Genomic DNA, 12,308 nt, shown 5'->3' on the forward strand with positions numbered 1-12,308 from the left:
CCGGGTCTCGCGGGCCGTGCTTCATTTGTATCGCGTTTCGGGCGAAAGGGGAACCCGAAAAGAGAAGTCTGCGCCGATTGCCCGTTTTGGCCAGAAGTGTCAGGAGTGCCAGGCCTCGCGACCTCGCGACCCCATGGCCTCAGGCGCCCGGGCGCTGCCGGCGGGCCAGGTACCAGATCACCCCGGCGGTCAGGGCGGCCGTCCCGACCGCGACGGCGGTCAGCACCGAGCCGCTCGGAGCGGAGAACTCGGGCAGTCGGCGCCGCAGTTCCACCGGCTTCTCGAAGACCAGCACCGGCCACTCCCGGGCCTGCGCCTCCTTCCGCAGCGCCCGGTCGGGGTTGACGGCCGAGGGGTGGCCGACCGCCTCCAACAGCGGCAGATCGGTGGAGGAGTCGCTGTAGGCGTAGGACTCGGCCAGGTCGTAGCCCTTGGTCGCGGCCAACTCCCGGATGGCGGCGGCCTTGTTCTCGGCGTAGGCGTAGTACTCGATCTCGCCGGTGTAGCAGCCGTCCTCGACCCGGAGCCGGGTGGCGATCACGTGGTCCGCGCCGAGCAGTCGGCCGATCGGCTCGACCACCTCGGAGCCGGAGCTGCTGACGATCACCACGTCCCGGCCGGCCGCGTGGTGCTGCTCGATCAGCGAGGCGGCCTCGTCGTAGATGATCGGGTCGATCAGGTTGTGCAGGGTCTCGGCGACGATCTCGCGGACCTGCTGGACGTTCCAGCCCCGGGTCAGCGCGGAGAGGTACTCGCGCATCTTCTCCATCTGGTCGTGGTCCGCGCCGCCGACCAGGAAGACGAATTGGGCGTACGCGCTGCGCAGTACGGCCCGACGGTTGATCAGGCCGCCCTGGTAGAACGGGCGGCTGAAAGCCAGCGCGCTCGACTTGGCGATGATGGTCTTGTCGAGGTCGAAGAAGGCCGCTGTGCGCAGTCCGCCCGGGCGGAGGCGAACGGGCGGGCGGAGCTCTTCGGGCCCCGTGGTGCCGCCCTGGGACTCGTCGGCGTGGTCGTCGGCGTTCTCGGTGGTGTCCACGGGAACCGAGGATAGAGGGAGCCGCAAATCACCCCGCCATTCGGCGTACTCGCGGGCGTGCGGGTTTGTGTTTCTGGCCGCTCGGGTACACCATGGAAGTCACGGATCGTTCGCGACCGTGCTAACCCGGTCCGGCTCCTCCCCCCCGAGTCGGGCTGTGGATAGACGACCCCCGCTCTCCCCCCCGGCGGGGGTCGTCGCACGTCCGGGGCCATTTTCAGGGCTTGAACGCCCCTCGCGTCGCATCCGGCGCCGCCGTGTCGACGGCCTACAGGGGGTGTCGCCACCTCGGCCGGGCGTTCGACTTTCGTCACTCTGCGTTGTCATTCACTCATGCCCGTCGAGGATCGAACGGCTGGTTCCGATCGGTGGCGCGGGCCCGTCCGGAAGCAGTGTCCGGAGGACCTCGGGCGGCGGTCCGGAGATCGACTGAACGGGGTGGGAGGGGGTCGCCGGTTCATCTCGGTGACCCCCTTTCGTCAATTCTTCGCCGATTAGCCCCCCGCCCGGGTGAACGTTTTTATCCACAGCCCCGGGGTTATCCACAGGCAATCGGAACCTGGATGACGGAATCCGGATCTCCCCCCACCGTGATGACCGGCGGCGGTCGCCAGGCAGGGCCTCATCCCCTTCCAACCGGAGGTCTGTCGGGCGGCCGTCCGCCGCAACCGTCCGACGTGCGCCGTCGACCACCCCGGTGGTCGACGGCGCGGAGGGGAGACACCATGTCGACGCCGATCGCCGACCACATCACCGCCGAGGGCCCCGCGGTCGCCGGGCCGCTCGTCGTCACCGAGGACGAGGGCCTGGCCGAGCACCTGCTGCGGATCTGCGCGGCCGCGGGCACCGAGCCGAGACTGGCCCGGGGCGGGCCACCGACGCGGGAGCTCTGGGAAGGGGCCTCGCTGGTCCTGGTCGGGGACGACCAGGCCGTCCGCTGCTCCGGGCTGGGGCGGCGCGGCGGGGTGCTGCTGCTCGGGCTGGACCTCGACGATCCCGGGGTGTGGGTCAGAGCCGTCCAACTCGGGGCCGAGCACGTGCTGTTCCTGCCCGACGCCGAGGCCTGGCTGCTGGACCGGATCGCGGACGCGACCGAGGGCGTCGGCTGTCCGGCGGTCACCGTCGCGGTGCTCGGCGGCTCCGGCGGGGCCGGAGCCTCGACGCTGGCCTGCGCGCTGGCGGTCACCGCCGCGCGGGCGGGCCGGCGGACGATGCTCATCGACGGCGACCCGCTGGGCGGGGGCCTTGACATCCTGCTCGGCGGCGAACGGGTCAGCGGGCTGCGCTGGCCCGAGCTGGCCGGCTCCCGCGGGCGGGTCAGCGGGACCGAACTGGCCCGGGCGCTGCCGGCGCTCAAGAGGCTCTCCGCGCTGTCCTGCCTGTCCTGGGACCGCGGCGACACCCTGACGGTGCCCCCGGAGGCCATGCGCAGCGTGCTGGCCGCCTCCCGGCGGCGCGGCGGACTGGTGGTGGTCGACGTGCCCCGCCACCTCGATGCGGCGGCCGGGCAGGCGCTGGAGCAGTCAGACCTGGCGCTGCTGGTGGTCTCCGCCGAGCTGCGCGCGGTGGCCGCCGCCGACCGGGTCGCGGCGGCGGCCCGGATGCGGCTCGGGGACGTCCGGGCCGTGGTGCGGCCGGCCCGGGCCGGCGGGCTCCTGGCCCGGCAGATCGTCCGCGGGCTGCGGCTGCCATTGGCGGGGGAGCTGGACCCGGAGCCGGGCCTGGCCCCGGACGTGGTGAAGGGCATCCCGCCCGGCAGCCGGGAGAGCGGCCCGCTCGCGCGCTTCTGCGCGACCTTCCTGAGCGAGGTACTGCCGCCGGTGTCGGCGGTCGGAGGAGGTGTGTACTGATGGTCCGTCTGCGCAGAACAGTCCTTCGGGACGGTACGCCCGGTCCGGGCGGCGGTGTGCGGGAGCACCGGCTGCTGCGGAGCGTGCCGCCGCCCGGCGGGCCGCCGAAGGCCGAGCACGGGCCCTGCCCGTACGGCCGGACGGCCCGCGAGCAGCGGTCGGCGGCCCTGGTGGACGCGGTCCGGCTGAGGCTGGCCGAGTCGGGGGCCGCCCCGACGGCCGGCTCGGTCGCGGCGGCGCTGCGGGCCAGCCGCCCGCCGCTCAGCGGCGACGAGGTCCTGGACACCATGCGCTCGCTGCGCGCCGAGCTGGTGGGTGCGGGCCCGCTGGACCGGCTGTTGGCGGCGCCCGATGTCACGGACGTCCTGGTGAACGGTCCGGACGAGGTGTGGGTCGACCGTGGCGGCGGCCTGCACCGAGCCGCCGGAGTCCGGTTCGCCGATGCCGAGGCGGTGCGACGGTTGGCCCACCGGCTGGCCACCGCGGCCGGTCGGCGGTTGGACGACGCCCGGCCGTGGGTGGACGCCCGACTGCCGGACGGCACCCGGTTGCACGCCGTGCTGCCGCCGATCGCGGCCGGCTGCACGCACATCTCGCTGCGGGTGTGCCGGCCCCGGCCTTTCACGCTCGGCGAGCTGGTGGCGGGCGGCGCCCTGCCGCCGCGGGGCGCCGACCTGCTCGCGGGCATCGTGCGGGCGCGGCTGTCGATGCTCGTGTCCGGTGGGACGGGCTCGGGGAAGACGACGCTCCTGTCGGCGCTGCTCGGCCTGGTCGGGCCGGAGGAGCGGATCGTGGTCGCCGAGGACTCGGCCGAGCTGCAACCGGCCCATCCGCACGTGGTCCGGTTGCAGAGCCGCCCGCCCAACCAGGAAGGGCTGGGCGAGCTCACCCTGCGGGATCTGGTCCGCCAGGCGTTGCGGATGCGTCCGGACCGGTTGGTGATCGGCGAGGTTCGCGGGGCCGAGGTCTCCGACCTGCTGGCCGCGTTGAACACCGGGCACGAGGGCGGTTGCGGCACGGTCCACGCCAACACGGCGGCGGACGTGCCGGTCCGGCTGGAGGCCCTGGGGTCGCTCGCCGGACTCGACCGACCGGCGCTGCACAGTCAACTGCGGGCCGCGCTCGATGTGGTGGTGCACCTGGTCCGTGATCCGGGCTCGGGGCAGCGCCGGGTGGCGGAGATCCACACGATGGCCGGGGACCGTGACGGGCTGGCCGTGGCCACACCCGCGGTGGTCTTCCCGGCGTCCGGTGGCCTGCGTCCCGGCCAGGGCTGGGAGCGGCTGGTCGGGCTGCTGGCGGCACGTGGGGTGTCGCTCGGGTCGGGGCGGTCGTGATCGCGGTGGCGATGGCCGTGGCCGGGTCGGCAGGTGTGGACGTGCGGGTGGTGGAACTCGCCTTCGCCCTGCTGCTGGGTGGGTGTGCGGTGGGAGCCGTGGTGCTGCTCGGCGGCTCGATGAGGAACGACCGACGGCAAGGGAGGTGAATGGCATGACGTGGCGTCAGTTCGCTTTCTGCTGGGCGATGGTGCTGTGCTTGGTGACCATCGCGGCGTGGCGAGCCGTGCAGGAACAGCTGTCGGGTGGGCGGCGCTCCAGGCTGGTGCTGGCGGGCAGCGATCCGCCGCTGCGGGGGTCGAGCCCGGCGGTTGCGGTGCGGGCCCGGTGGCGACTGTCGGAGTTCCGGGCACCCGAACTGCTGCTCCTGCCGGTCGGGTTGGCGGCCGGACGGGCCACCGACTCGCCGGTGCCGGTGCTCGCGGCCGTGCTGGCCATCCTGCCGATGAGCGGATGGCGGTCGCGGCGGCGCCTGGCCGCGGAAGCCCGGCAGCGGGCCGCGGCCGTGGTGGAGCTCTGCGCCGGGCTGGCGGGGGAGTTGCGGAGCGGGGCGACACCGGAGCAGGCGCTGCACCTGGTCACCGTGCGGATCGCCGACGACCCGGCGGAGCTGAGCAGGCTCGGCGAGGAACCGGTGGCCCGACTTGCCGCGGGCCGCTACGGCGGGGACGTGCCCGCGGCGCTGCACCTGCTGGCCGAACTGCCGGGCGGTAGCGGAGCCGCGGCCATGGCGGCCTGCTGGCGAGTGGCCGAGGACAGTGGATCGGGGCTGGCCGCCGCGCTGGACCGGGTCGCGGAGGCGTTGCGCAGCGAGCGGGCACTCGCGGAGGAGATCGCCGGGGAGCTGGCCGGGCCGCGTACGACGATCGCCGTGCTGGCCGCACTGCCGGGCGTCGGGCTGTTCCTCGGCGCGGTGCTCGGGGCCCGCCCGCTGGATGTCCTGCTGCATACGACGGCCGGGCTGGGCTGCCTGGTGGTGGGCGCCGCCCTGGAGGGGCTGGGCGTCATATGGACGGCGCGCATCGTCCGGGCGGCGGCCCGGGGAGCCCTGGAGGCGTCTGCGGAGCGGCGCGGGTGGCGCCGGGTGCCCGAGCGTGCGTTGCCCGCTCCTCGGGCGGGCGAGTGGAACCGCGGCCGGTTGCCGTTGCGTGCACGGGAGTTCGGCGTGGGACTGGTGGCGAGGGCGAGGTGATGCGGGGCGTCGAATGGGCCGTGCTCGTCCTCCCGGCGGCCGTGGCCGTCGCGGCGTGGATGTCATTGCGCGGCCGAGCGAGGAGGCGGCGGGCGCTCGCCTGGGCCCGCGAATCGAAGGAGGTGGAGTCGCGAACATGGCTGGGTTCATTGGGCGTTGGGCGTCGACGGCGGGTGGTGGCGGCGACCGCCGGAGGGCTCGCGGCGGCGGTGCTGGTCGGTGGCGGCGCCGGACTGGCCGTCGGGGTGTTGGTGGCGGTGGGCGTCCACCAGTGGTCGGCTCGGGCATCGTCACCAGCGGATCGCCGAGCGGCCCGGGAGGAGGAGCTGCTGACCAGGCAACTCCCCTTGAGCGCCGAACTGTTGGCGGCCTGCCTCGGATCGGCGGCGCTGCCCTCAGAAGCCGTGTCGGCGGTGGGCCGGAGCGTGGGCGCGCCGATGGGGCCCAGGCTGGTGGCGATCGGGGCCGAACTGGCCCTGGGCGCACCGCCGGAGCTCTGCTGGAGTCGGCTGGGCGAGCAGCACCCGTCGCTGGCGCCGTTGGCGCGCTGCCTGGAGCGCAGCAGCCTCGGGGGCGTCCCCGCCGCCGACCCGCTGATCGGGCTGGCGCAGGGGCAGCGCACGGCGGCCGCCCGTGCGGCGCACGCCCGGGTCCGCCGGGCCGCGGTGATCGCCACCGCCCCGCTGGGGCTCTGCTTCCTCCCGGCCTTCGTGCTGATCGGCGTGGTGCCCGTGGTCATCGGACTCACCAGCCGCTTTGCCGACGCCATGTGAAGGCAAGTCGGTTCACAGGTATCAGAAATCAGAAAGAGGAGAGATTCATGACCGTAGTGATCGCGATCAGGCCCGGCAAGGGGCGCCCGCGCGGGCCGCTCGCCAGGGTGTGGCGGCGGAGGAGCCGCAAGGTGGCCCTCCGGGTGCGCAACATGGCTCGACGGCAGGGCCGTTCGGACGCCGGGATGGTCTCGGCCGAGTACGCCGTCGGGACCTTGGGCGCGTGTGCCTTCGCGTTCGCGCTGTACAAGGTGGTGACCAGCGACGGCATCACGGCGGCGCTGACCGACATGCTGGTGCGGGCGCTCCATGGGACGTAGGGGCCGCCGTCGAACTCCCGGCTCCGGCGCGCAGCCAGCCGGCTCCGTTGCCCGGCCCGTCGACCGGCCCGTCGTACGGGTGGGTGCCGGGCGTCCGGGGGCGGGCCCCGGCCGTGGGTGGCCGCTGTGGCCGCTGTGGCCGCTGCGGTCGGGGCGGCGGCGCGGTGACACGGGTTTCGTGACGGCGGAGACAGCGGTGGCGCTGCCGGCGCTCCTCCTGCTCGCGGCGATGCTGATCTGGGGCGTGCTCGCGGCGGCCGCGCAGATCCGCTGTGTGGACGCCGCCCGGGTCGGCGCCAGGGCGGCGGCGCGTGGGGAGCCGGATGCCGCCGAACTCGCCCGCTCGGCAGCCCCGCCGGGTGCGCAGGTCCGGGTGGCATTGGCGGCCGACACGGTGCGGGTGGACGTGGACGCGCCGTGCGCCGGGCCGGGGAGGCTCGGTGGGCTGCTCGCCGTACGGCTCAGCGCGGCGGCCGTGGCGGCCCGGGAGGACGTCCTGGTGGCGGTCGCGGACGGAGGTGGTGGCCCATGGCCGTCCTGACCGGGCCGCGGGCGGCGGCGGCGCGGGTGGCGAGCGCCCGTACGGGCCGGGCGGCGGCGGGCGGGCGAGGGCCGGACGCCGGCTCGGCGACGGTCTGGCTGCTCGCCCTGGCGATGCTGGGCACGGCGGTGTTCGGCGGGACGCTCGCGGTCGGTTCGGTGGTCGCCGCCCGGCACCGGGCCGAGTCGGCGGCCGATCTCGCGGCCCTCGCGGCGGCGGGCCGGATGCTGCTGGAGCCGGACGGTGGCTGTGCACGGGCGGCCGGGATCGCTGCCGCGCAGGGCGCCGGGCTGGTTTCCTGCGCGGTGGACCGGTCGGCGGACGCCGTCGAGGTGGTGGCCGAGGCGGAGGTCCGCGGGCTCCCGGCGCGCCTGCCGCTCGGCCCGGCACGGGGGAGGGCCCGGGCCGGGCCGGTACGGGCCCCGGTCACCGGCGCGGAGGACGTTCCCGGCGGAGTGCCGAGCGGTGCGGCGGTGGCCTCATGAACCGGCCGGGGCTTCACCGTCCGGTCCCGAGGTCGCCTCCGGTCCGTCCGGTCCTTCGACAGCCTCCGGCCCCGAGGTCGCCTCCGGTCCGTCCGGTCCGTCCGCGGCCTCGGGCGCTCCGGACAGCAGGACGTCCAGGAGCCGAACGGCGGCGGCTTTGTCCAGCGGGTCGTTCCCGTTGCCGCACTTGGGTGACTGGACGCAGGACGGGCAGCCGCGCTCGCACTCGCAGGAGGCGATCGCCGTCCGGGTGGCCGTCAGCCACTCGATCGCTCGCTGGAAGCCGCGTTCGGCGAAGCCGGCCCCGCCAGGGTGGCCGTCGTAGACGAACACGGTCGGCAGCCCGGTGTCCGGATGCAGTGGGACGGAGACGCCGCCGATGTCCCACCGGTCGCAGGTGGCGAACAGCGGCAGCAGGCCGATCGACGCGTGCTCGGCGGCGTGGGCGGCGCCGGGCAACTGGTCGAGCGGGATGTCCGCGTCGAACAGCTGGTCCTCGGTGACGGTCCACCAGACCGCACGGGTGCGCAGCGTACGGGGCGGAAGGTCGAGTTTGGTCTCGCCCATGATCTCCCCGGTGGAGATCCGCTTCCGGAGGTAGCCGACCACCTGGTTGACCACCTCCACCGAGCCGAAGCAGAGCCGGCCCTCGCCCCAGTCCACGGTGGTGTCGGTGTCGAGGACGGAGATGGAGGTGATGTCGCGGGCGGCCGTGGTGTACGGCGGGTCGGCCGGTTCGACCAGGGCGACCGAGTTCTCCAGGTCGAACTCCCGGACCAGGTAGGTGCGGCCTTGGTGCAGGTGGACGGCCCCGGTGTGGACGGTGGTGTGCGCGGCGGCGGCGTCCACTGTGCCGAGCAGTCGGCCGGTGTCGGCCTCGACGATCTGCACCGGGCTGCCGCCGCTGCCGCGCAGGTCCACGGCGTCGGCCGCGCGCTCCCGGCGGGTCCAGTACCAGGAGCCGTCACTGCGCCGGCGCAGCAGGCCGCGCCGTTCCAGGACCGGCAGCAGCGGCGCGGTGGAGGGCCCGAACAGCTCCAGGTCGCCTTCGGTGAGCGGGAGTTCGGCGGCGGCCGCGCACAGGTGCGGGGCGAGCACGTGGGGGTTGTCGGGGTCGAGCACGGTGGCCTCGACGGGTGCCGCGAACAACGCCTCCGGGTGGTGCACCAGGTAGGTGTCCAGCGGGTCGTCCCGGGCGATCAGGACGGCCAGCGCGCCCTGGGCCTCCCGGCCCGCCCGGCCGGCCTGCTGCCAGAGCGAGGCCCGGGTGCCGGGGTAGCCGGCCATCAGGACGGCGTCGAGGCCGGAGATGTCGACGCCGAGTTCGAGAGCGGAGGTGGAGGCGAGTCCGAGCAGTCGGCCGGTGTGCAAGTCGCGCTCCAGGGCCCGGCGTTCGTCGGCGAGGTAGCCTCCGCGATAGGCGGCCACCCGCCCGGAGAGCGGTCGGCCGAGCTGGTCCTGGGTCTGGAGCGCGACGAGTTCGGCGGCGCGGCGGGAGCGGACGAAGACGACGGTGCGGGTCTCCCGTTCGACCAGGTCGGTCAGCAGGTGCGCGGCTTCGGCGGTCGCGGTGCGGCGCACGGGCGCGCCGTGCTCGCCGACGTTCTCGGTCAGCGGCGGCTCCCAGAGGCCGAAGACCATCGGCCCGCGCGGCGAGGCGTCCTCGGTGACGGCCACGGCGGGCAGGCCGGTCAGGCGTCGGGCGGTCGCGGCAGGGTCGGCGGTGGTGGCGGAGGCCAGGAGGAAGGCGGGTGAGGAACCGTAGCGCGCGCAGATGCGGCGCAGCCGCCGCAGCACCTGGGCGACGTGCGAGCCGAACACGCCCCGGTAGCTGTGGCACTCGTCGACCACCACGTAGCGCAGTGCCTTGAGGAATGAGGACCAGCGGGCATGGCCGGGCAGGATGCCCCGGTGCAGCATGTCCGGGTTGGTGAGCACATAGGAGGCGTACTGGCGGACCCACTCGCGCTCCTCGGGCGGGGTGTCGCCGTCGTACAGGGCGGCGCGGACCCGCGGCGGGGCGAGTTCGGCGGCCCGGCGGCGCTGGTCGGCGGCGAGCGCCTTGGTCGGGGCCAGGTAGAGCGCGGTGGCGCCGCGGCCGTTGCGGGCCTCGGTGCCGTCCAGCAGGTCGCTGAGCACCGGGGCCAGGTAGCCCAGCGACTTGCCCGAGGCGGTGCCTGTGGCGATCACCACAGTCTGGCCGCTTTTGGCCAGGTTCATCGCTTCTGCCTGGTGCGCCCAGGGCCGCTCCACCCCGACCGCGCGCGCAGCGGCCACGACCTCCGGACGGATCGCGTCGGGCCACGGTGAATAACGTGCAGCTCGGGCGGGAAGGTGCTCCGTATGGGTGAGCCGATCGGACCGCCCCCGGCCGGTGGCCAGGGTCGCGAGCAGTGCCTCGGGCGGGCTGTGTCGGGGCGGCATGAGGACCCAGTGTGTCACCGGCGTGACGGAGAATCGTCGTAAGCCATCGTGCGGGCATGGTCACAGGTGGTTGAATGTGGCCGTGACGGCCGTATGGCCGTGGGTCGCAGCGCTGAGGCTTGCCACGTGTTGGCTGGGCGCGCCCGGGCTCGCGACCATGCGGTGGCGGCCGTCCGGCCGAGGATCGCACATGACGTAGCAAGGCAAGGTGCTGGAGGTTCCGTGGACCTGTCCCTGTCGACCCGTTCAGTCGGCGATCGTACGGTCGTCGAGGTTGGCGGCGAGATCGATGTGTACACCGCCCCGAAGCTGCGGGAGCAGCTCGTCGAGCTCGTCAACGACGGCAAGTACCACCTCGTCGTCGACATGGAAGGCGTTGACTTCCTCGACTCGACCGGCCTCGGTGTGCTGGTGGGCGGTCTGAAGCGGGTGCGCGCTCACGAGGGCTCGCTGCGCCTCGTCTGCAACCAGGAGCGCATCCTGAAGATCTTCCGCATCACCGGCCTGACCAAGGTCTTCCCGATCCACACCTCGGTGGACGACGCGGTTCAGGCAACCGACTGACGCGGCCGGGCCGGCCCGTGCGGCCGGCCCAGCCCGTTCCTCGCGTCCCCGGACGCCCGGCCCCGGTGGCCCGGTGCGTCCCCGGGCGCCTTTGGGCCGGTTCCGCCGGCCCCCAGGGGCCGGACCTCCGGCCCCGGCCGGAGCACCCGCCGGAGCACCCCGAGGGGGAGAGATGGCAACCGTCGAACTTCGATTCAGCGCGCTTCCCGAGCACGTGCGGACGGCCCGGCTGGTCGCCGCGGCCGTCGCCAGACGGGCCGGGGTCGACGAGTCGGTGCTCGACGAGGTGCGGCTCGCGGTCGGTGAGGCCTGCTCCCGCGCGGTCGGATTGCACCAGCGCGGCGGCATCGGCGGCACCGTCCGGGTGGCGCTGACCGACCAGGAGAAGCGTTTCCTCATTGAGGTCGAGGACGAGGCGGGCCCCGATGCCGTTCCGGCCTCCGGCGCCGCCGAGGGCGGCGAGCCGGACGAGGACACCCTGGGCCTCGCCGTGATCACCGGCCTGGTCGAGGACTTGGAGGTCACCAACGGTATGGATGGTGGCCTGATCCGGATGAGCTGGCCGGTTTCGGTCGCCTCCGTCGCGCTCTGAAGTGCTCTGCAGTGCTCTGAAGTGCCCTGAAGCCCTCTGAGGCGCATTGAGGCGCGTTGAGGCGCAGCTTCGCCGTCACGTCGGCCCTCCGCATGGGGGCGGACGTCCACGCGGGGACGAGGAACCGGGAACCGGGGAGCGGACACCGGCCGTGTAGGTTCGACGACCGATGACGACCGAACCGAAAGGCCCCTCCCGGTGAACAAGCGACTGCTGGCCGTACCCGCTCTCGGCGTGCTGCTCGCGTTCGGAGCCGTCGGCTGCGGCGGCGACGACAACAACAGCAAGCAGCTGGAGTCCTGGGCATCCAACGTCTGCGGCGCGGCCAAGGACCCGATCGCCCAGGCGCAGACCGCGCTCGCGGACACCGACCAGGTGAAGACCGGCGAGTCCCCGGCCGACCTCCAGAAGCGGCTCTCCGCTGACGTCGGACGGCTGGCCAAGACCAACCAGGACATAGCCGCCGCCATCGACGCGGCCGGGGCGCCCAAGGTGAAGGACGGCGAGACCCTCCAGAAGGACACCGTCGACGAGCTGAAGAAGGCGGCCGACGGCTACCTGGAGGTCCAGAAGAAGCTGGACGCGCTGTCCAACAACGACCAGGCCAAGTTCGCCGACGGGCTGCGCAGTGTGGCCGACCAGCTGCGTCAGCTGGCCTCGCTCTCCACCCAGGCGCAGAGCAAGCTCCAGAGCGGTGAGCTCGGTGCGGCGATGGCCAAGCAGGAGAGCTGCAAGCGGCCCCAGAGCAGTGCCCCGGCCGCGACCGGTGCCGAGAGTGGCGGCGCGAGTGGCGGCGCGAGCGCCCCGGCCACCACCCCGGCTGCGGGCGGGGCCGGCACGACCCCGGCCCCGGGTGCCACCGACACCCCGAGCGCCCCGGGGGCGACCCCGGCGCCCGGCACGACCGACGGCGCGAGCCCGGCCGCGGCCGGCGCGACCACCGCTCCGGCCGCTCCGGCGACCACCCCGGCGAACCCTGCCCCCAGCGCGAGCTGAGCCGAGGACAGCGGACCGAACGATCCGACGCGCCGGGTCCCGGGTGGGGCCCGGCCCGGCGTCGGTTTCGCGTGGACGGCTTCCGGAGGCCCGTCGGCGGGTGACTCGGTGCTCCACGAGGGAGGCGCGCGAGGGGCCTTGGGGGCGCGTGGGGTGCTGCGGGCTTCCGGCCGGTGAGCGCGGGGCGCAGCGGCG

The 12,308-nt window shown here is 74.4% G+C and carries 13 protein-coding genes; 11 read left to right on the forward strand and 2 right to left on the reverse strand.

Going from position 1 to position 12,308, the window contains the following annotated elements:
* Positions 1–139 precede the first annotated feature (139 nt).
* Positions 140–937 (reverse strand): HAD family hydrolase, encoded by a 798-nt coding sequence (locus tag QWJ13_RS10190; protein WP_316523974.1) that lies wholly within the window; start codon positions 935–937, stop codon positions 140–142.
* 827 nt (positions 938–1,764) lie between these two features.
* Between QWJ13_RS10190 and ssd the strand changes: the two genes are divergently transcribed.
* The 8 genes from ssd to QWJ13_RS10230 all read left to right on the forward strand — a co-directional run bounded on the left by ssd (position 1,765) and on the right by QWJ13_RS10230 (position 7,537).
* A complete protein-coding gene (gene ssd, locus QWJ13_RS10195; RefSeq protein ID WP_316522704.1) occupies positions 1,765–2,889 on the forward strand; it encodes a septum site-determining protein Ssd in 1,125 nt (374 codons plus the stop codon).
* Positions 2,889–4,226, forward strand: coding sequence for a TadA family conjugal transfer-associated ATPase (locus tag QWJ13_RS10200; protein ID WP_316522706.1), 1,338 nt, complete (start codon positions 2,889–2,891; stop codon positions 4,224–4,226). The genes ssd and QWJ13_RS10200 overlap by 1 nt, the downstream gene beginning before the upstream one ends.
* Entirely contained in the window at positions 4,223–4,375 is a 153-nt protein-coding gene (locus tag QWJ13_RS10205; protein WP_316522708.1) for a hypothetical protein, read from the forward strand. The genes QWJ13_RS10200 and QWJ13_RS10205 overlap by 4 nt, the downstream gene beginning before the upstream one ends.
* Before the next feature lie 5 nt (positions 4,376–4,380).
* The gene (locus QWJ13_RS10210) at positions 4,381–5,418 is read left to right on the forward strand and encodes a type II secretion system F family protein (protein WP_316522710.1); all 1,038 of its coding nucleotides are present in this window, start codon (positions 4,381–4,383) and stop codon (positions 5,416–5,418) included.
* Positions 5,419–5,594: 176 nt separating this feature from the next.
* Positions 5,595–6,191 carry a type II secretion system F family protein gene (locus QWJ13_RS10215; protein WP_316522712.1) on the forward strand — a complete coding sequence of 199 codons (597 nt, stop codon included), beginning with the start codon at positions 5,595–5,597 and terminating at the stop codon, positions 6,189–6,191.
* A 47-nt stretch (positions 6,192–6,238) separates the two neighbouring features.
* Positions 6,239–6,511 (forward strand): DUF4244 domain-containing protein, encoded by a 273-nt coding sequence (locus QWJ13_RS10220; RefSeq protein ID WP_316522714.1) that lies wholly within the window; start codon positions 6,239–6,241, stop codon positions 6,509–6,511.
* 178 nt (positions 6,512–6,689) lie between these two features.
* Positions 6,690–7,052, forward strand: coding sequence for a TadE family type IV pilus minor pilin (locus QWJ13_RS10225; protein WP_316522715.1), 363 nt, complete (start codon positions 6,690–6,692; stop codon positions 7,050–7,052).
* Complete coding sequence (locus tag QWJ13_RS10230; protein ID WP_316522716.1) at positions 7,040–7,537, forward strand: Rv3654c family TadE-like protein; 498 nt, start codon at positions 7,040–7,042, stop codon at positions 7,535–7,537. Before QWJ13_RS10225 ends, QWJ13_RS10230 begins: the two co-directional genes overlap by 13 nt.
* Here the strand turns inward: QWJ13_RS10230 and QWJ13_RS10235 are convergent.
* Positions 7,532–9,961: a DEAD/DEAH box helicase gene (locus QWJ13_RS10235; RefSeq protein WP_316522718.1), complete on the reverse strand. Its 2,430-nt coding sequence runs from the start codon at positions 9,959–9,961 to the stop codon at positions 7,532–7,534. The genes QWJ13_RS10230 and QWJ13_RS10235 overlap by 6 nt on opposite strands.
* A 222-nt stretch (positions 9,962–10,183) precedes the next feature.
* Here QWJ13_RS10235 and bldG point away from each other — a divergent pair, with 222 nt between their 5' ends.
* The 3 genes from bldG to QWJ13_RS10250 all read left to right on the forward strand — a co-directional run bounded on the left by bldG (position 10,184) and on the right by QWJ13_RS10250 (position 12,113).
* Positions 10,184–10,525, forward strand: a complete 342-nt coding sequence (bldG, locus tag QWJ13_RS10240) for an anti-sigma factor antagonist BldG (protein ID WP_316522720.1) — start codon at positions 10,184–10,186, stop codon at positions 10,523–10,525.
* A 172-nt stretch (positions 10,526–10,697) separates the two neighbouring features.
* On the forward strand, positions 10,698–11,117 hold the full coding sequence (locus tag QWJ13_RS10245) for an ATP-binding protein (protein WP_316522723.1): 420 nt from the start codon (positions 10,698–10,700) through the stop codon (positions 11,115–11,117).
* Positions 11,118–11,315: 198 nt separating this feature from the next.
* Complete coding sequence (locus QWJ13_RS10250) at positions 11,316–12,113, forward strand: hypothetical protein (protein ID WP_316522725.1); 798 nt, start codon at positions 11,316–11,318, stop codon at positions 12,111–12,113.
* Positions 12,114–12,308: the final 195 nt, after the last annotated feature.

This window comes from Kitasatospora brasiliensis, assembly GCF_032654805.1.
GTDB lineage: Bacteria > Actinomycetota > Actinomycetes > Streptomycetales > Streptomycetaceae > Kitasatospora > Kitasatospora brasiliensis.